The 17479-nt window shown below is 66.1% G+C and carries 19 protein-coding genes; 5 read left to right on the top strand and 14 right to left on the bottom strand.

Annotated elements, in window-relative coordinates; genetic code table 11:
- Positions 1-66: 66 nt before the first annotated feature.
- Complete coding sequence (locus RBB16_RS13520; protein WP_306046675.1) at positions 67-786, bottom strand: helix-turn-helix domain-containing protein; 720 nt, start codon at positions 784-786, stop codon at positions 67-69.
- Between the two features lie 154 nt (positions 787-940).
- Here RBB16_RS13520 and RBB16_RS13515 point away from each other — a divergent pair, with 154 nt between their 5' ends.
- From RBB16_RS13515 to RBB16_RS13495, 5 genes are all read left to right on the top strand, one after another.
- Positions 941-1156 carry a tautomerase family protein gene (locus RBB16_RS13515; RefSeq protein WP_127560015.1) on the top strand — a complete coding sequence of 72 codons (216 nt, stop codon included), beginning with the start codon at positions 941-943 and terminating at the stop codon, positions 1154-1156.
- Positions 1157-1297: 141 nt separating this feature from the next.
- Positions 1298-1660 carry a hypothetical protein gene (locus RBB16_RS13510; RefSeq protein ID WP_306046674.1) on the top strand — a complete coding sequence of 121 codons (363 nt, stop codon included), beginning with the start codon at positions 1298-1300 and terminating at the stop codon, positions 1658-1660.
- Positions 1657-2271 (top strand): DedA family protein, encoded by a 615-nt coding sequence (locus RBB16_RS13505; protein ID WP_306046673.1) that lies wholly within the window; start codon positions 1657-1659, stop codon positions 2269-2271. The genes RBB16_RS13510 and RBB16_RS13505 overlap by 4 nt, the downstream gene beginning before the upstream one ends.
- Before the next feature lie 24 nt (positions 2272-2295).
- Positions 2296-3726 carry an alkaline phosphatase D family protein gene (locus tag RBB16_RS13500; protein WP_306046672.1) on the top strand — a complete coding sequence of 477 codons (1431 nt, stop codon included), beginning with the start codon at positions 2296-2298 and terminating at the stop codon, positions 3724-3726.
- A 42-nt stretch (positions 3727-3768) separates the two neighbouring features.
- Positions 3769-4461 carry a M48 family metalloprotease gene (locus tag RBB16_RS13495; RefSeq protein ID WP_306046709.1) on the top strand — a complete coding sequence of 231 codons (693 nt, stop codon included), beginning with the start codon at positions 3769-3771 and terminating at the stop codon, positions 4459-4461.
- A 166-nt stretch (positions 4462-4627) separates the two neighbouring features.
- On the opposite strand, the gene RBB16_RS13490 is transcribed toward RBB16_RS13495, so the two are convergent.
- The 13 genes from RBB16_RS13490 to RBB16_RS13430 form a co-directional block, all read right to left on the bottom strand.
- Positions 4628-5176 (bottom strand): RSP_2648 family PIN domain-containing protein, encoded by a 549-nt coding sequence (locus tag RBB16_RS13490; RefSeq protein ID WP_306046671.1) that lies wholly within the window; start codon positions 5174-5176, stop codon positions 4628-4630.
- Complete coding sequence (locus RBB16_RS13485; RefSeq protein WP_306046670.1) at positions 5173-6375, bottom strand: RSP_2647 family RNA methyltransferase; 1203 nt, start codon at positions 6373-6375, stop codon at positions 5173-5175. The genes RBB16_RS13490 and RBB16_RS13485 overlap by 4 nt, the downstream gene beginning before the upstream one ends.
- 38 nt (positions 6376-6413) lie before the next feature.
- Positions 6414-7037, bottom strand: a complete 624-nt coding sequence (locus RBB16_RS13480; protein WP_306046669.1) for a DUF6778 family protein — start codon at positions 7035-7037, stop codon at positions 6414-6416.
- Positions 7038-7210: 173 nt separating this feature from the next.
- Positions 7211-8035: a fumarylacetoacetate hydrolase family protein gene (locus tag RBB16_RS13475; protein WP_306046668.1), complete on the bottom strand. Its 825-nt coding sequence runs from the start codon at positions 8033-8035 to the stop codon at positions 7211-7213.
- Between the two features lie 57 nt (positions 8036-8092).
- Positions 8093-9067 carry a FliM/FliN family flagellar motor C-terminal domain-containing protein gene (locus RBB16_RS13470; RefSeq protein ID WP_306046667.1) on the bottom strand — a complete coding sequence of 325 codons (975 nt, stop codon included), beginning with the start codon at positions 9065-9067 and terminating at the stop codon, positions 8093-8095.
- 63 nt (positions 9068-9130) lie between these two features.
- Positions 9131-11812, bottom strand: coding sequence for a sensor histidine kinase (locus tag RBB16_RS13465; protein WP_306046666.1), 2682 nt, complete (start codon positions 11810-11812; stop codon positions 9131-9133).
- Positions 11812-12096, bottom strand: coding sequence for a hypothetical protein (locus RBB16_RS13460; protein ID WP_071690130.1), 285 nt, complete (start codon positions 12094-12096; stop codon positions 11812-11814). The genes RBB16_RS13465 and RBB16_RS13460 overlap by 1 nt, the downstream gene beginning before the upstream one ends.
- Positions 12093-12479, bottom strand: coding sequence for a response regulator transcription factor (locus RBB16_RS13455; protein WP_306046665.1), 387 nt, complete (start codon positions 12477-12479; stop codon positions 12093-12095). Before RBB16_RS13455 ends, RBB16_RS13460 begins: the two co-directional genes overlap by 4 nt.
- A 92-nt stretch (positions 12480-12571) precedes the next feature.
- Positions 12572-13903 (bottom strand): short-chain fatty acyl-CoA regulator family protein, encoded by a 1332-nt coding sequence (locus RBB16_RS13450; RefSeq protein WP_306046664.1) that lies wholly within the window; start codon positions 13901-13903, stop codon positions 12572-12574.
- A 75-nt stretch (positions 13904-13978) separates the two neighbouring features.
- Entirely contained in the window at positions 13979-14287 is a 309-nt protein-coding gene (locus RBB16_RS13445) for an EthD family reductase (protein WP_306046663.1), read from the bottom strand.
- Between the two features lie 175 nt (positions 14288-14462).
- Complete coding sequence (locus RBB16_RS13440) at positions 14463-15446, bottom strand: ABC transporter substrate-binding protein (protein WP_127559992.1); 984 nt, start codon at positions 15444-15446, stop codon at positions 14463-14465.
- Between the two features lie 35 nt (positions 15447-15481).
- On the bottom strand, positions 15482-16438 hold the full coding sequence (locus RBB16_RS13435) for an ABC transporter permease (RefSeq protein WP_306046662.1): 957 nt from the start codon (positions 16436-16438) through the stop codon (positions 15482-15484).
- The gene (locus RBB16_RS13430) at positions 16435-17427 is read right to left on the bottom strand and encodes an ABC transporter permease (protein WP_306046661.1); all 993 of its coding nucleotides are present in this window, start codon (positions 17425-17427) and stop codon (positions 16435-16437) included. The genes RBB16_RS13435 and RBB16_RS13430 overlap by 4 nt, the downstream gene beginning before the upstream one ends.
- Between the last annotated feature and the right edge of the window lie 52 nt (positions 17428-17479).

Below are 17479 nucleotides of genomic sequence, written 5' to 3'. Positions count from 1 at the left end.
TCGTGACAGAACAGCGCGCCGCCGGTCAGCTTCGGCGGCGTATGCACCCATGCAAATTGGTTTCGGTCATGAAGCGGCGCGTGCCCGGTCCTGGGCAACGTACCGCTTTTGATCCGCAAACCTGCTTTTGATCAGCCATTTGGTGAGGGTCTGCGCCATCCCCGAATGCCCGATGAGCGAAATCCGGTCCTCTTCAAGCTCACGCTCGAAGCTGGAATGCCCCATCCAGGCCGATGTCAGGGCACGCAGGTCGCTGATGACGAACAGGTCTACATTGTGCCCCGGATCGAGATAGCACAGGTCCGTTTCCATCCCCGGTTTGACAACCAGCCAGTAATTCGCCTGTTCGTTCGGAGGATCATTGAGCGTGAACTGAATGACGCATTTGTGGATCGGCAGGGCCGACCTGTTCACCTTGCGGCGGATGTTCCACATCAGCATGCGCGCGTCGAGGCATTGAAGCGACAGGTTCGTATCTATATTCCGATGCGCCCATTCCCCAAGGCTGACCACGATCGGTTCCAGCTCATCGGCACGCTCGGTCGTCACATATTCGGAATGCGCACCCGCACCTGTGCTGCGACGCTCGATCAGCCCGTTGGCCTCCATCTCTTTCAGGCGCTTCGACAGCAAACCGGGGGACATCCCCGGAACACCGCGACTGATTTCATTGAATCGCGATGAGCCATTCCACATTTCGCACAGGATCAGCATTGTCCAACGGGGGCCCAACAGGTCCGACGCCATGGCGATGGGGCAAAACCTCGGATAGATGTTTTTTGACATGACAGCTCCTCTGACAGGCAGCTTCCCACGTCCGGAACCACAGGGCTAGTACAAGAACTGTAGTGGATTTGCTTCAGTTTGATGACTGGAACGGAATACGTCCGTGGCGGCAATCTTGCGATGTTCAACACATTGAAGGAGAAGGAGAAGGAAAATGCCACTTGTCGATATTGAAGTCATCGAAGGTGTCTTCGATCAGGCCCAAAAGGCCCAGATGATCGAAAAGGTCACCAATGCCATGGTGGAAGTGGAAGGCGAGGCCATGCGCGGCGTGACCTGGGTCCGCGTCAAGGAGGTGCGCAGCGGTCAATGGGGCATTGGCGGAAGCACCCCCAGTGCCGCTGACATCAAGGCCATGGCGGCTGGCTGACCCAAGGCGGGGGCCGGCGCGGATCATGGCTCCGACCCCCGCCCGCATGTTGCGCGGGATGCGCTGCAAATGCGCTTCCCCCGCGACGGAAATCGCGCCATGGTCCGTGTCATCCCCTGACGCCCCTTTTTAGGACCGCCCATGTTCGCCTCTCTCCGCCGTATCTGGCAGGCTGCGCCGGTTGCCACCGTGATCCTCGGGGGCGCATTGGTGGTGAGCCTGTTCTTTGCCGTGCGGCTGGTGGCGTTCTGGATCTACTGGGCCGATCCCGCGCATCGCGATCAGGCGATCGAGCCGTGGATGACGCCGGGCTACGTGGCCCATTCCTGGGACGTCCCGCGCGAGGTGGCTTTCGAGGCGCTGGACCTGCCGCCCGCCCCCGGCGGCCCGCGCAGCTTGCAGGAGCTTGCGGCAGAGCGGGACGTGCCGGTCGAGGTGTTGGCGGCGGCGTTACAGGCTGCCATCGACGCCTTCCGGGCCACACGGGGGGACGCGCGCCCATGACAGATACGATCTTTGCCCTCGTCACCACCTGGGGCGCGCTGGTGATCTTCGCCTCGTCCTTTCTGTCCTGTCTGGCGCTGCCCATTCCCACCTCGCTGATGATGCTGTCGGGCGGGGCCTTCGTGGCGGCGGGCGATCTGGCGCTGTGGCAGGTCATCGCCGGGGCCTGGGGCGGGGCCGTGTTGGGCGATCAGACCGGCTACCTGATTGGCCGCCACGGCGGCGCACCGCTGGTCGAGCGCATCGCCCGCACCCCGGCCCGTAGCGCGGTTCTGAACCGGGCGCGGGGTCTGGTCGACAAGCGTGGCGGGCTTGGCGTCTTCTTTTCCACCTGGCTTTTCGCGCCGCTTGGACCTTGGGTGAATGTCATCGCAGGGACCACCGGGCTCGGCTGGCTGCGCTTCACGCTCTGGGACGTGTTGGGCGAAACCATCTGGGTCACGATCTATGTGGGCCTGGGATACGGGTTTGCCAGCCAGATCGAGGCGGTGTCCGACATTCTGGGCAATGCGGTCGGGCTGCTGGCGGCCCTGGCGGTTGTGGGCGCGATGGTGATCTGGATTCGCGGGGCGCTGAAGGCCCAGAAGGCGCGGCGCGCGGTTGAACCCTGACGCGCCGGACTCTAAATCGGGACCATGACCAGCCCCGACCGGATTCTCGGCCCGATCCTCATCCTTGACGATATCCGCGACGGGCGGATGCATCTGGCCGCGCTGCTGATCGCGCCCGAGGGGCAGGACGTGCCCGCGCCGGACACCGGGGACGGTCCGGCGGATATGGTGCGACTTGCCGATCTGGCCGGTGTGACCGTGCACCGCGCGCGGTTCTCCGTGCCGCTCGACCGGCCGTCCTCCTACCACTGGAACGGCACCGATTACGCGCTGGCGGGTCTGCCGGAGGACGGCGGGCGGCTGGCCTTCGTGTCCTGCAATGGCGAGGAACATGGCGATCTGGACCGCGACGGGGCGGAGCGCAACGCCATGTGGGCGCGCCTGGGTGCGGAGCATGACGAAAAACCCTTTTCGCTGATCCTGCATGGCGGCGACCAGGTCTATGCGGATGAGGCCACCCATGGGCACCCGCTGTCCGAGGACTGGCCCGACCGCATCCCGCGCGATCCCTCCCGCGCCGATCTGGCCAGTTTGCGCGACCACCTGCGCGCGCGCTTCGCGGATCGCTACATCACGCTCTACAAGGCGCCCGAATTCGCCTATCTGGCCGCGCGCGTGCCGGCGCTGATGCAGTGGGATGACCATGACATCTGCGATGGCTGGGGGTCGCTGCGCCGCTCACGCACCTATTCGCCGGTCGGTCAGGCGCTCTTTGACGTGGCACGCGAAGCGGCGCTTCTGTTCCAGCATGGAACGGTGGAGGGCGATCTGCCCGCCCGGTTCCGCGACCCAAGCGGCCTGCATCTGGGTTGGTCCGTCAGCGCCCCCGGCCTGCGCCTCCTCGGCCCCGATCTGCGCAGCGAACGCACGCGGCGCGAGGTGATGGGCAAGGGCGGCTGGCAGATGATGGAGGACGAGACCCGCAGCCCCTGCCCCGGCCGCACGCTGGTCATGTCGAGCGTCCCTCTGCTTGGCCCGCGCCTGTCGCTGCTGGAACTGCTGATGGTGCTGACGCCACGCATGCAGAAATACGAGGACGACCTGCGCGACCAGTGGCAAAGCCGCGCGCATCGCGAAAGCTGGACACATATGCTGGAGCTGATGGCCCGGATCGCCGATCACGCGGATCAGCAGGTCACGGTGCTGTCGGGCGAGATTCACCTGGCGGCGCGGGGCGAGATGAGCCTGCCAAGCGGCGACACGCTGCATCAGCTGGTGGCTTCGGGCATTTCGCACCGGGCACCGCCCAAGGCCTGGGCCAAGGTGCTCGGCGCGCTGGCGGCTTTTGGGGACTCGCCGCTGAAAGGCCACAAGATCCGCATGGCGCGCATTCCCGGACAGGCGCAGCGCTATATTGCCGAACGCAATTTCCTGGTGCTGGAGCGCAGCGGCGAAGACTGGTCGGCGGAGTGGGAATTCGAGGATGCGGGGCGCAGCCCCGCCCTGCCGCTCTGATCCCTTGCCCAATCGCGCGCCCGGCCCCATATCTGCCCCATGATCCTGCGCCTGACCCCCATCCTGCTTGCCATCGCCTACGGGCTGGTGATGTACCATTTCTCCGCCTGGCGCACCCGGCGCGAGCTGGATGAACGCTCGACCGAACTGGCCGATCCGGCGCTGAAAGGCGTCATGGACCGGCTGGCCGCGGCGCTGGAGCTGCCGCGCATTCGGGTCAATCTGTACGAGGTGGAGCCGGTGAACGGGCTGGCGGCGCCGGATGGGCGGATTTTCCTGACACGCGGCTTCTATGACCGGTACCGCGCGGGCGAGGTGACCGGCGAGGAACTGGCCAGCGTCGTCGCCCATGAACTGGGGCATGTGGCGCTTGGCCATACGCGGCGGCGGATGATCGACTTTTCCGGCCAGAATGCCGTTCGCACGATCCTTGCCTCCGTCCTGGGGCGGTTTCTGCCGGGGCTTGGCCCGTGGCTGGCGGGGGTGCTGACCTCGCTTGTCGTGGCACGGATTTCGCGCGGCGATGAGTATGAGGCCGATGCCTATGCCGCCGCGCTGATGGTGAAGGCGGGCTTCGGCACCGGGCCGCAAAAGGCGCTGCTGTCGAAGCTGGAGGGGTTGACCGGCATGGCCGGGCGCGGGGCACCGGCCTGGCTGATGAGCCACCCCAAGACGCCGGACCGGATCGCCGCCATCGAGGCGCTGGAAGCCCGATGGGACGAGGCGCGGGGGTAAAGCGGTTTCGCCGCCTTCGGCGTCGACCCGGGAGCGCGCCTCGTCAACCCCCGCTTTCGCGGGGGCCTCCTCGGCCCGCATTGCCATGGATGCTTGGGGAGACCTGTGCGTGGCCCGCCGGATGGTCTGGTTGCAGCGGCTGGACCGCCTTCGGCGAGAGTATTTGTCACCAAGAAGAAGAGAGCGCCTTGCCAAGACGCGGCAGCCGGGCGCGTTTCATCAGCTTGCGCAGGTCCAGCGGTTCGCCCGCGAGGAATTGGGCGGTGGTGTGGACCCGTGTCACGGTCTGCGCGACGGGATCGGGATGGCCCTGCCAGAGCCGGTAGAGCAGCGCATCGGGATGGTGGGCTTGCAGGTTGTGGGGCTGAAGCTCTCGCGCCGGGAAATCGCGCAGATTGAGGGTGACGATGCCCTGTGCCTGCCCCTTGATCGCCGTGGCGAGCACATGGATATCGGCGGGGTCGGGCAGCCAGAGCTGCTGTTCGAGATCGGGATCGGCGGGGATCTGCGCCTCGGGCCAGCGGGCATTCAGGAGCGCGATCTCGCCTTCCGCAATGACGCCGTCACCGGGGCTTTGACGGTCCGCCGTGCGGCGCCATTCCTCGGCGATGCGGGCCGACCAGAGCGGTGTGAAGAGCCCCTGCCCTGCGACACCCATCAGGATTTCGCGCAGCACCGTGGGGTAGAGCACGCAGGCGTCGAGGCAGAGCCTCATGGCAGCAGGCGCAAGGCGAGCGCCTTGAGATAGCCGGTGTCGCTGAGCGCCGGGTGCTGCGGATGATCCGGCCCGGCAAAGCCGGTGTGCAGGACGCGCGGGTCGCGCCCGGCCCGGCCGATGCCGCGCAGGCAGGCCTGTCGGAACTTGCCCAGATCGGCGGCGTGGGAACAGCTGCACAGGATGAGCGTGCCGCCGGGGGCCACCAGAGGCGCGGCAAGACGTGCGACCCGTTCATAGGCGCGCAGCCCTTGCGTCAGCGCCTGTTTCGAGGGGGCGAAGGCGGGTGGATCGGCGATGACGATGTCGAAGCGCTCATCCGCTGCCGCCAGATCCTCCATCACCGCAAAGGCGTCGCCCTGCCGTGTGGCGAAACGCTCAGCCATGCCCATCCGGGTCGCGCCCTCGGTGGCCAGGTCCAGCGCCGGGGCGGAGGCATCGATGGAGAGCGCCTGTGTTGCGCCGCCAGCCAGTGCCGCCAATGCGAAACCGCCCACATGGGAGAAGACATCGAGCACGCGCGCGCCCTTGGCCATTGACCGGGCGAAGGCGTGGTTGGGCCGCTGGTCGTAGAAGAGGCCGGTCTTCTGCCCACCCATCACATCGGCCAGATAGGTGGCGCCGTTCATCTGGACCGGCAGGGGCGCGGCGGGCGCAGACCCGAGCAGCAGGCCGCTGTCCTCCTCCAGCCCCTCCTGCGCGCGGGCGCGGCCCGATCCGTTCTTGATGATGGTGGTGGCGCCGGTCAGATCGGCAAGGATGGCGGTCAGGTCGTCCAGCCTCTCCTCGATCCAGATCGCATTGGGCTGGACCACCAGCACATCCCCGAACCGGTCGACGATCAGGCCGGGCAGCGCGTCGCCCTCGGCATGGACAAGCCGGTAGTAGGGCGCATCGAAAAGCCGGGCGCGCAGGTCGAGCGCGGCGGCCAGTTTCGCCCGCAACCAGGCGGCGTCGATCACCGCAGAGGGGTCGCGGTCCAGCACGCGAAAGGCGATCTTGGCCCCGACCGTGGCGATGCCCATGGCCAGCGGCTGACGGTCGCCATCTTCCAGCAGGCACAGCGCCCCCGCAGGGACGGCGCGCGAGCGGCGGTCGAGAACGATCTCATCAGCCCAGGCCCAGGGGTGGCCATGGCGGATGCGGCGGGCGTCGGCCTTGGGTTTCAGGCGCAGAACGGAAATGGGGGGCGTGTTCATACGCCCCCCATATCGGGATTCTCTGGCCTTGGGAACGGTCAGAACACGTATTCCGTGCCCTGAACGTCGAGGCCGAATTCCTGCCGCGCCCACCCGATGATCTGGCTCTGGATGCGGTCGCGCTGATAGATGCCGTCGCGTTCCGCCGCGATGGCGCGGCTGCCGCCAAGGGCGCGGAAGGTCAGGTCCACCGGGATCGGACCGGTGAGCGCCGCACCGGTTTCGGCGTCGCGCACGGTGAACAGGAACTCGATCTCATGCTCGCCGCCGATGGTATAGCGGGCGCGTTCGGTCAGGGCGTGGAAACGGATGACCTCCAGCTCGACCGTGACGGGGGTGCTGCCCTCTTCGGCGAGCGGGCGCAGGGCGAATTCCATGGCCTCGAAGATCAGTTCCTGCACCTGCTGGTGACGGTCACCGTCGATGGGGCCTTCGCGCCAGACAATGTCGGACCGCGGCTTGATCGTGTTGGCTTCCGATACCGTCAGGCTGTCGGGAACCAGAATATTGATGGTCTCAACCTGCCAGTCGGCGGCCTCTGCCTGCGCGGCGAGGCCCGTCGGCACGGTGATGTTTTGCGTCACGTCCACATGGGGGACGGTGGAACAGGCCGAGACGCCCATTGCGGCGAGGCCCAGAAATGCGAGTACAATACGTTTCATGCGTCTTCTCCTGCCAGGATCTCCGGGACTGATTCCCGTGCCCTTCTTTTGGTCATGGCCAGAAGATGGCGTCGAATCTGGGCAGAAACGTGATGCCCTTGCATCTTTGCAAAGGCATTTTTTCATTTATCGACAGGTTTTCGTCAAATTGGTTCTAGCGGCCTGTCCGCGTCTCAGCCCTGCACCACCTGCATGCGTTGCTGACCGAGCCCCGCGACCTCCAGCACAATCTCATCGCCCGCGCGCAGGTAGCGCGGGGGGTTCATTCCCATACCGACGCCGGCGGGGGTGCCGGTGGCGATGATATCGCCCGGCTGGAAGCTCATGAAATGGCTCAGATGGGCGATAGCCTCGGCCATGGGGAAGATCATGTCGCGCGTGTTGCCGTTCTGCATGGTCTCGCCGTTTACGCTCAGGCGCAGGGCGACATTCTGCGGATCGGCAATCTCGTCGGGCGTCACCAGCCAGGGGCCGACCGGTCCGAACGTGTCGCAGCTTTTGCCCTTGGTGAACTGGCCTGACCGGCGGATCTGGAAATCGCGCTCTGACACGTCATTGACGGCCACGAAGCCCGCCACATGGTCCATCACCTGATCGGCGGTGATGTATTTGGCGGGCTTGCCGATGACGACGCCCAGTTCAACCTCCCAATCGGTGCTGACCGAGCTGCGCGGCAGTTCGATCGGGTCATAGGGGCCGGAAATCGCGGAGGTCGCCTTCATGAAGATCATCGGCTCGTCCGGCGGGGTCATGTTGGCCTCTGCCGCGTGGTCGGAATAGTTCAGACCGATGCAGACCATCTTGCCCACGCCCGCAACGGGGGTGCCGATCCGGGGATTGCCCTCGACAAGCGGGCCATCTGTAGTGAGGTCCGACAGGCGGCCAAGCACGTCACCCGACAGATCGTCGATCTGGCCCGAGAGGTCGCGCAGATTGCCCTCGGCGTCCAGAACGCCCGGTTTCTCTTGTCCCTTGTCCCCGTAGCGCAGGAATTTCATCGCCCGTCCCCCCTTTGGTGGTTGTCGCGCCCAGAAAGGCTCAAGCGGGGAGGAAGGTCAAGCGGGGGGTGGGGCCTCTTCGGGGACAGGCTCCGGCGGGCGCGATACGGACTGCGGGTCTGGGGTCGGGACAGGGGCCGGGCGCAGCCCCTCGCCCGCGGTCAGGTTGATCGCGCGCCTTGACCCGGCGCGGCCAAGCCGCGCGGTGAACAGCCGCCGCCCCGCGACGTCACAGATGGCAACCGAGGCCAGATCGGACCGGTCGAAGGGCAGCACATCGCCGACCTGCAACGCCTCGACCCGCGACAGGGGCAGGGCCTGGCGCAGCAAGACCGCCTCCAGCGTGGCGGGGGAGGCGAGGACAATCTCCTGCCAGTCTGTCCCCCATCCAGGCGCCTCGGCCTTGTCCTCGGGCGCGTCCGAATCCGGGCCGGTGACGGGGGCGGCCAGAAGGATCCTGCCCGTCTTGGCCCCCTCCCCCAGATCGAGCGTGGCGCTGAACAGGTGGCAGGGGTGATCGGGCAACAACAGCTCCAGCCCGCGCGGATCGGGCAGATGGGTGCCGTAAGTCAGGCCAAGCGGCCAGTCCACGCCGGCGGCCCCCGCCATCTCACCCGCAAAGGCGCTCAGGAACAGGCCGATGAAATCCCGCGTCAGCGCTGCGTCGATCTTCGTGGGCGCGCGGGGCAGGCCCGGCCCCTTGTCGACACGGCCCGTGGTCTGCACCTCGATCAGCGCATCCACGGCCCCATGATCCAGCGCACAGATCGCGCGGCGGTCCTGCCCGGCCTCCAGCAGGCAGACCAGCCCGCCCTCCGGCAGCGCGGCGATCACATCGGCTAGGGGCAGACCCCATTGCGGGGCGTCGGGCGTGGCGGCCAGCGACAGCCCCTCATAGGGCGCACCCGCCTTGCCCAAGGCGCGGGTCAGCGCCGGGTCCACACCCTCTGGGCGCGCAGGCTGACCGGGATCGCCGCCTTTCGGCGACCGGATTTTCAGCCTGAGGCCCGGATTGAACCCGTCTGACGGCATGACACTCCCTCTGGCGGGCAGAATGGCCCGCATCTTTCTTCCATGAAACAGGTTAAGAAAGCGTCAAGCGGCGCGCAGGGCCCGGCCCGGCAGGCGCACCCGGAAGGCCGCCCCGCCCTGCCCCGGCACATAGCTCAGCCGCCCGCCAAGGCGCTGCATGATCTCGCGGCTGATCGCCAGCCCCAGCCCCGCCCCTTGCGCGTCGCGGGTGGTTTCCAGCCGGGTGAACTTCTCGAAAATCAGCGATTGCTGCCGCTCCGGGATGCCCGAGCCATTGTCGGAAAACTCCACATCCACGCGCCCCGGCTGGCGTTGGACGCGAATGCGCAGTTCCGGTTCCCCGGCATCGCAGTATTTCTGGGCGTTGGAAATGAGGTTGATAAAGACCTGCGCCAGCCGGTCGCCATCGGTCATGAGGTCGATCTGCTCGGCGTCCCGGTCCCGCACGATCCGAATGCGCCCGCCCGATTCCATGACGCCGGTCGCCGCCTCGGCCTTGTCCAGCACCTCGGCCAGTGTCGCAGGGCTTTCATTCAGCGTGACGCGGCCATGTTCCAGCACCGACAGGTCGAGCAGGTCATCCAGCAGGCGCGTCAGACGCATGCTTTCGGTGTGGATGATGCGGGAGAATTTCTGCCGCGTTTCCTCTTCCAGATCTTCGCCCTGCATCAGCAGTTCCGAAAACGCCCGGATCGAGGTCATCGGCGTGCGCAGCTCGTGGCTGATCTGGCTCAGGAAGGTATCCTTCTGCTCGGCCAGTTCCGTCAATTTCTGGTTCGCTTCGCGCAGCCGCGCGGCGGTGCGGGTCAGTTCCGAGGATTGCCGCTCCAGCTGGCTGGAATATTCCATCATCTGCGCGGTTTCATCGGCCACGGCCAGCAGGTCACGCACAGACACGGTCGCGCCGCCGGTGATCTGGTAGACCATCGCATGCGCGGTTGCGGCCCCCACCGACCCCGCCAGTTCGCGTTCCAGCATCTTCAGGAAATCCGGGTTCGGGTCCGGCAGGCTCGCCGCCCTACCCTGCGCCGCCGCCGCCTGTTGAAAGAGCCGCCCGGCGCGTCCCGTGCCCAAAATCCGCTGCGCCATGATCAACAGGTCATCGGCGGCCGCCGCGCCCCCCTGCCAGCCCGGCGTGGGCGCGGAATGGTCGAAGACATTGACGAACTGCGCGCCTTGCAGCCGTTCCATCGGCGAGGGGAAGGTGATCAGCGACACGAAGGTGAAGAGGAAGGTATTGACCCCAAGCGACAGCACCATCGCCGTGAGCAGCGGGTCCGCCCCGCGGATGCCAAGCGGGGTGGAGGGCCGCAACCACTCGATCCCGAAGGGCCCGCTTTCCAGCATCCCCTGCATCAGACCGGAGGTCGCCGCATTGGGCATCAGCAGAACCCAGGCCCAGATGGCAAAACCCGCGCCGATCCCGGCCATGGCCCCCGCCCGCGTCGCCCCGCGCCAGAAGATGCCGCCCAGAAGCGCCGGCAGCACCTGGCTCACGCCCAGAAACGCAATCAACCCGATCGAGGCCAGCGCCACCGAGCCGCCGGAACTGCGGTAGTAGATCAGCCCCAGGAACAGCACTCCGATGATCGACAGCCGCCGCGCCATCAGCGCCACCCGCCGCATATCGCCCGACATCGGGTCCTCGCCCTTGGTGACCCACAGCCAGATCGGCACGATGATATGGTTCGACAGCATGGTCGACAGCGCCAGCGCCGCGACGATCACCATCGAGGTGGCCGAGGAAAAACCGCCCAGAAACACCAGCAGCGCCAGCATGTCCTGATCGAAGGCCAAGGGCAGCGTCAACACGTAAAGGTCCGGGTTCGCGCCCTCGGGCAGCACCTGCAACCCCACCACCGCAATCGGCAACACGAAGAGCGACATGAGCAGCAGGTAAAGCGGGAACGCCCATGACGCGGTGGCCAGATGCCCCTCATTGGCGTTTTCCACCACCAGCACCTGGAACATGCGCGGCAGGCACAGGATGGCGGCGGCGGAAAGCGTGGTCAGCCCCACCCATCTGGCGCCGTTCGAACTCCATTCCGAAATCGGGCTCTCGTCGATCCGCGCGAGGATATCCGCAGGCCCCTCCGCCACGCCCCAAACCACGAAGACCCCCACGGCCAGCAGCGCCGCCAGCTTGACGATGGCCTCCAGCGCGATGGCGGACACAAGGCCGGGATGGCGTTCGTTCACATCGAGGCTGCGGGTGCCGAAGATGATCGTAAAGAGCGCCAGCCCCCCCGCGACCCAGACCGCCGTGGTGTCCGTGCCCAAAGCCGCGAATTCACCGGGATCGGCAAAGACCGAGAAGGACAGCGTCACCGACTGCAATTGCAGCGCCACATAAGGCGTCGTGCCGATCACCGCCAGCACCGTGACCAGCGCCGCCAGCGCGCCCGATTTGCCGTACCGGCTGGAGATCATGTCGGCAATCGAGGTGATCCGCTGCGCCCGCCCGATCCTGACCATCTTTCGCAGCAGCCAGAACCAGCCGATGAAAACCAGCGTCGGGCCCAGATAGATCGTCATGAATTCCAGCCCCGACCGCGCCGCCGACCCGACCGCACCGTAAAAGGTCCAGGCGGTGGTGTAGATCGACAGCGACAGGGTGTAGACGAAGGGCGAATTGAGCCAGCGGGCATTGCCCTCGGTGGCTTTCTTCTCGGCCAGAAAGGCGATGCCAAACAGCGCCACCACATAAAGAATGCAAATGGCAACCAGACCGTCGAGCGACAGCATCAGCCGCCCTCCGACCCGTCAGACGGGGGCCAGGCGCCGTCCTCGCCCGGAAACACCCGGCCAATGGCATAGGACAGGGCCGCCGACAGGATCACCAGCCCAAACCAGACGCCCAGGAAATAGACCAGCCAGCCGGAGGTGCCACCGCTCACCCCGGTGTCGGAGGTCAGGATGAAGACCGGCCCGAAGAACAGGAACGCCCCCAGAACCGGGGCCAGCCGCGCCGCATCCTGCAGGCGGTTGCGCCGGTAGGTGCGGCGTTCGAGAAACAGGCGGCGGCTCATGTCCCGGCCTTTTGCCCGCCCGTCGCCACCCTGTTCAGGGTCTCCACCATCTCGGAATTGGAAAAGGGCTTGGTCAGATAGGCATTGGCCCCAAGCGCAAGCGCAAGATCGCGGTCCTTGGACTGGCCCTTTGCGGTCAGCATCAGCACCGGCAAATCAGCGGTTTCAGGCTGCTTGCGCAGATCGCGCAGGATATCCAGACCGGACCGTCCGGGCAGCATCACGTCCAGCACCAGCACATCGGGGTCGAGCCGTGCAATCTCGTCCAGCGCGGTCGCGCCATTGCCATGGCCGGACACCTCCCACCCGTCCCGGGACAGCAGGAAGCTGATCGCCTCGAATATGTTGATCTCGTCCTCGACGAGAAGAACGCGGCGCCCCAAGCTGGACCCTCCCTGCCCCGTTTGGATTGGACGCCTAGCTTGCCGATGCCCCGGCCATTGTCAAATACTTGTTGGACCTTCCGAATATGTCCCTAGCCAAAACGCCCTCCCGCCCGACGCGCGGCGCAGGCCTCTCGCGGGCACAGCGCACAGCCCGGACCGACCGGCACCGCACCGGGGCTGGCGGGCGCATCGTCGGGCAGCGCGCGCAGCAGCATCGTGGCCTCCATCACCGGTTCCGCGCCGAAGCCCGCCGGTCCAATGGGCTGGCACACGGCCCATGCCCGGAAGCGGCTGCCATCGGGAAGGTCCAGCACCGCGCTATCCGGCACCATGGGCCGCCCAAGTGCCCGGTAAAGCGGCCAGAGCGGACAGCCCGACCCATAGCGCGGGATCGAGAAGGCATTGATCCGGCGGCGGAAAATCAGCGCGCCCGAGGCATCGCAGGTGGCCAGCCCAAAACCCGGCACCGCCTGCGCGCCCCCTTGCGGCAGCGCCGCCAACCGCCGCAGCAGCAGCGCCGCATCGCCGCCTGCCAGCGGCATCAGGGCCTGCGGGTCGAAATCCACCTCCGCCGCCGCGGCCAGCACCTCGCCGAGCGGCAGCCGCGCCGCATCCGCCGCATAGCGCGCCAGATGACGCGCCGCCAGATCGCGGGCATCGTCATCGGCCAGCGTGACCATTCGGCCCAGAACCTCTGGGATCGCCGCCGCCCCGCCTGCCTCGATCTCGGGGAAATGGTGGCCCGCCAGTTCGAACACCGCCTCCACCTGCTCCTGCGGAGTCGACAGCGTCTCGGCTCGCGCCCCCTGCCCCTCGAAATGCGCCAGCAATGCCGTGGCGCTGGCCGACAGGCGCTCCGCCTCTTCATGCAGGTTGCGATGGAACCGCCCGCGCCATTGCGCGTCCAGATCGGGCTCGCGCACCAGAATGTCCGAGGTCGAGCGGATGGCGGCCACGGTCGACAGCACCTCATGCATGGATTCCGCCAGCACCGGGTCATGGCTCAGCCGGTCCTGCAGGCCTTCCACCGCCGCCTCCAGCGCCGCGATGCGTTTCTGTTGCTCTCCGATCAGCCCGGTCCAGCCGGGAAACCGCCCCGCCAGTTCGTCGATCCGGTCGGTCTCGGCGGGCGGGCCGAAACTGCGCGCCGTGTCCCGCGCGGCGGCCTGCAACATGTCCGACAAGGTGGCGTCCATGCCTTCGGTCAGGCGCGACGGCTCCACCTTCAGCGCCCGCGCGAGGTCCAGAACCAGCTTGCCGCCGATCTTGCGCTTGTTGTGTTCGATGAGGTTCAGATAGCTCGCCGAAATATCCACCGCCTGCGCCAGATCGCTCTGCCTCATCGCCAGTGCAAGGCGCCTCTCGCGAATGCGTGTGCCGGTCAGCGATTGTCGCCGCACCGGATTCTGCCGGTCGCGCATCAGGCCACTCCTCTCGGGTTTCACGCCGAAGGATTAACAGAAAACCCGTTTATTGGCAAAGCCTTGATCGCGGCTTTACAGAGTCGTTCCGATCAGCATGTCGGGCTGTACATTTGTAAAGTTGGGGATGTCCTCCAGCAACGGACCCGCCGCGCCAAGCCCGGCCTTCATGGCCGCCTCGTCGGGAAACAGCAGCGTCGCCACGGCAAAATATCCCGGCGGCGCATCAGGTCCGCCCGCCAGACCCTTGGTCACCATGGCATCGGCCAGCCCATGCGGCCCCATCACCTTGCCCACCATCGGGAGGTGCGTCTCGACGTAATACTCATAGTCGAAGGTCTTGCCCTCGCCGGTGGGGTAAATCACCTGAACCGTCATTGCCATTATCTCGTCCTCCCAAAGAAGGGCAGCCTAACATGGTTCTGGCCAAACGCCTAAATCCGATCCCTTTCAACCCAATGCCCCGCCGGGCCTGACGCATCGCGCCGCAACAGGCACCAGAATAAAGCGGCGCGGCCCTCGTCAGAGGACCGCGCCACAATTTGATTGAAGGTCGCTGTTACTGGCCAAGCGCCATATCGGTGACGACATGGGTGAACGCGCCTTCCGGCTCTGCCGTGATCACGGGGTCAGAGCCACCGGCCAGCAGCGTATCCACCGTGCGCTGATAGGCGGCCTCATCCAGACGCCCGTCGGACCCGGCGGTCAGCAGGGCGATCTCGCTCATCATCCGCACCTGGTGCGACTCGGTCTGCGCGCCGGTCTCGTCATAATCCAGCACGATCATCGCCGCGTCTTCCGGGTTCTCCTCGGCCCAGTCCCAACCGCGCATCGAGGCGCGCACGAAGCGGGCCATGCGGTCGACGAATTCCGGGTCTTCCAGGTTCTCTTCCAGCACCCACATGCCGTCTTCCAGCGTCGCAACACCCTGATCCTCATACTGGAAGGTGATCAGGTCATCGGGGCTGACGCCCGCATCCAGCACCTGACCATATTCGTTATAGGTCATGGTCGAGATACAGTCCGCCTGCCGCTGCAACAGCGGATCGACGTTAAAGCCCTGCTGCAGAACGGTCACGCCGCCCTCGGACCCGTCGGTCGGGATGCCAAGCTGCGACATCCAGCTCAGGAACGGGTATTCATTGCCGAAGAACCAGACGCCGATGGTGTGGCCTGCAAGGTCCGCAGGCTCGGTGATGCCCGAATCCGCCCAACAGGTCAGCATCAGGCCCGAGCGGGCAAAGGGCTGCGCGATGTTCACCACCGGCAGGCCCCGTTCACGGGCCGCCAGCGCCGAGGGCATCCAGTTCAGCATCACGTCGGCGCCGCCACCGGCCAGCACCTGCGGGGGCGCGATATCGGGGCCGCCGGGCTGGATCGTCACGTCGAGCCCTTCTTCCTCGTAATAGCCGTTCTCCAGCGCCACATAGTAGCCCGCGAACTGCGCCTGCGTGACCCACTGCAATTGCAGCGTCACCTCGTCAGCCGCAGCCGCGCCGGTCGCAAGGCCGAGGGCCAGCGCCGATGTCATCAGTTTCTTCATTGTCTTACCTCCGAGTGTTGGATCTCTGTTGTCGTTTATCGTCCCGTCCGTTGCGACGGGTGCCAGAAGGTGAGCCGTTTCTCCGCCAGCGTCACCAAACCGTAAAAGCCGGAGCCCGCCACCGCGGCCACGGCAATCTCTGCCCAGACCATAGCCAGTTCCAGCGTGCCGAACGAGGTCTTGATGCGAAACCCCATGCCGACAATGGGCGAGCCGAAGAATTCCGCCACGATAGCACCAATCAGCGCCAGCGTTGTCGAAACTTTGAGCCCGTTGAAGATGAAGGGCAGCGCGGCGGGCAGGCGCAGCTTGGCAAAGCTCTGCCAGTAACTCGCCGCATAGGTCCGCATCAGGTCGCGCTGCATCGCGTCGGTTTCCTTCAGCCCCGCCACCGTGTTCACCAGAATGGGGAAAAAGACCATGACCACGACGACAGCCGCCTTCGATTGCCAGCCAAAGCCGAACCACATGACCAGGATGGGCGCCGTGCCCACAATCGGCAGCGCCGCGATGAAATTGCCGACAGGAAGCAGTCCCCGTTGCAGAAATTGCGACCGGTCCACCGCGATGGCCGTGGCAATGGCCAGCACCGCGCCCATGATGTAACCCGAAAGCGCGCCTTTCACGACCGTCTGCACGAAATCGGCCCAGAGGATCGGGCCGGAGGTGGTGATTGCCACCCAGATATCCGTGGGCGCGGGCAGGATGACCTGGCTGATATCGAAGAGCCGCACCGACATCTGCCACAGCACCAGCAGCGTGATGCCGAATATGGTGGGAACGACGAAGCGCCGGGCCGGGCTGCCGCTTTCGGTCAGCACGATGTTCAGCCCCCAGGCCGCCAGCCACACCGCCAGCACCAGGCCCAAACGCCAATCCACCAGCGCCCCCGCCCCGGCAAGTGCGATGGCCGCGACCACGGGCGCAAGAAAGCTCTTCGAAGAGCTTTGCAAATTCCTTCCAAGGAATTTCCCCGCCTCTGTCCCGCTCATCGCACCAATCCCAACCGTGTCAGCGTTCGTTTCTCAACCGCCCCGATCAGCCAGACCAGCAGCGCCGCACAGATCGCCGCCATGAACAGCGCCGCCCAGATCTGCACCGTCTGCCCGTAATAGCTGCCGGTCAGCAGACGTGATCCAAGCCCGAACCGCGCGCCCGTGGGCAGCTCCGCCACGATGGTGCCGACCAGAGCCGCCGCGATGCCGATCTTCAGCGACGCGAAGAGGTAGGGCAGAGAGCTTGGCAGCCGCAGTTTCCAGAATTCCTGCGCGCCGCTGGCCGAATAGGTGCGCAACAGGTCGAGGTCCATCGGCCCCGGACTGCGCAGCCCCTTCACCATGCCGACCACCACCGGGAAGAAGCTGAGATAGGAGGAAATCAGCGATTTCGGCAGCAGCCCCTGAATGCCAACCGCGTTCAGCACCACGATCACCATCGGCGCAATCGCCAGAATGGGAATGGTCTGCGACGCAATCGCCCAGGGCATCACGCTCAGATCCATCGTCCGGTTATAAACGATCCCCACGGCCAGCAGGATGCCCAACCCTGTGCCAATGGCAAACCCCAGCAAAGTCGGCGCCAGCGTCTGCCAGGCATGGAAGATCAGCGACCGGCGGTTCTCGATCACCCTGAGGCAGCCATCCGATAGCGGCGACCAGTTGTCCCGCTCCGCCCCGAACCCCTGCCATTCACAGCGCCGCGCCAGCCCGATCGTGTTCTCGTAGATCTCGACCACCACCGCCTGCGGCTGCGGCAGGCGCGGGCGCTCGAACGCGTAGGCGGCGGGCATGACGTCGGGATTGTCCAGCATCAGTCGGATCAGCCCGGTCTGCCCCTGCTCATCGGGCGTGGCCGGCGTCACATCCGCCCCGCCCCGCGTCGCTGCATCGAGCGCCAGGCGGAAGTTCATCGGCCCGACGGCGAGGTACCAAAGCCCGAGGATCACCGCGACGATGGTCAGGATCGGCAGCAGGTTACGCATGACCTGCCTCCGGTGCCATTTGTCTGCACGAGGGGTGCACAGGGGGTGTACA

Source organism: Nioella sp. MMSF_3534 (assembly GCF_030732985.1).
Classification (GTDB): Bacteria; Pseudomonadota; Alphaproteobacteria; order Rhodobacterales; family Rhodobacteraceae; genus Nioella.
This window is presented reverse-complemented; position numbering and strand designations above follow the sequence as displayed.

Excerpts from the sequence above, each read along its gene's own strand:
- RBB16_RS13520 (WP_306046675.1), bottom strand. The coding sequence starts at position 786 with ATGTCAAAAAACATCTATCCGAGGTTTTGCCCCATCGCCATGGCGTCG.
- RBB16_RS13515 (WP_127560015.1), top strand. The coding sequence starts at position 941 with ATGCCACTTGTCGATATTGAAGTCATCGAAGGTGTCTTCGATCAGGCC.
- RBB16_RS13510 (WP_306046674.1), top strand. The coding sequence starts at position 1,298 with ATGTTCGCCTCTCTCCGCCGTATCTGGCAGGCTGCGCCGGTTGCCACC.
- RBB16_RS13505 (WP_306046673.1), top strand. The coding sequence starts at position 1,657 with ATGACAGATACGATCTTTGCCCTCGTCACCACCTGGGGCGCGCTGGTG.
- RBB16_RS13500 (WP_306046672.1), top strand. The coding sequence starts at position 2,296 with ATGACCAGCCCCGACCGGATTCTCGGCCCGATCCTCATCCTTGACGAT.
- RBB16_RS13490 (WP_306046671.1), bottom strand. The coding sequence starts at position 5,176 with ATGAGGCTCTGCCTCGACGCCTGCGTGCTCTACCCCACGGTGCTGCGC.
- RBB16_RS13485 (WP_306046670.1), bottom strand. The coding sequence starts at position 6,375 with ATGAACACGCCCCCCATTTCCGTTCTGCGCCTGAAACCCAAGGCCGAC.
- RBB16_RS13480 (WP_306046669.1), bottom strand. The coding sequence starts at position 7,037 with ATGAAACGTATTGTACTCGCATTTCTGGGCCTCGCCGCAATGGGCGTC.
- RBB16_RS13475 (WP_306046668.1), bottom strand. The coding sequence starts at position 8,035 with ATGAAATTCCTGCGCTACGGGGACAAGGGACAAGAGAAACCGGGCGTT.
- RBB16_RS13470 (WP_306046667.1), bottom strand. The coding sequence starts at position 9,067 with ATGCCGTCAGACGGGTTCAATCCGGGCCTCAGGCTGAAAATCCGGTCG.
- RBB16_RS13465 (WP_306046666.1), bottom strand. The coding sequence starts at position 11,812 with ATGCTGTCGCTCGACGGTCTGGTTGCCATTTGCATTCTTTATGTGGTG.
- RBB16_RS13460 (WP_071690130.1), bottom strand. The coding sequence starts at position 12,096 with ATGAGCCGCCGCCTGTTTCTCGAACGCCGCACCTACCGGCGCAACCGC.
- RBB16_RS13450 (WP_306046664.1), bottom strand. The coding sequence starts at position 13,903 with ATGCGCGACCGGCAGAATCCGGTGCGGCGACAATCGCTGACCGGCACA.
- RBB16_RS13445 (WP_306046663.1), bottom strand. The coding sequence starts at position 14,287 with ATGGCAATGACGGTTCAGGTGATTTACCCCACCGGCGAGGGCAAGACC.
- RBB16_RS13440 (WP_127559992.1), bottom strand. The coding sequence starts at position 15,446 with ATGAAGAAACTGATGACATCGGCGCTGGCCCTCGGCCTTGCGACCGGC.
- RBB16_RS13435 (WP_306046662.1), bottom strand. The coding sequence starts at position 16,438 with ATGAGCGGGACAGAGGCGGGGAAATTCCTTGGAAGGAATTTGCAAAGC.
- RBB16_RS13430 (WP_306046661.1), bottom strand. The coding sequence starts at position 17,427 with ATGCGTAACCTGCTGCCGATCCTGACCATCGTCGCGGTGATCCTCGGG.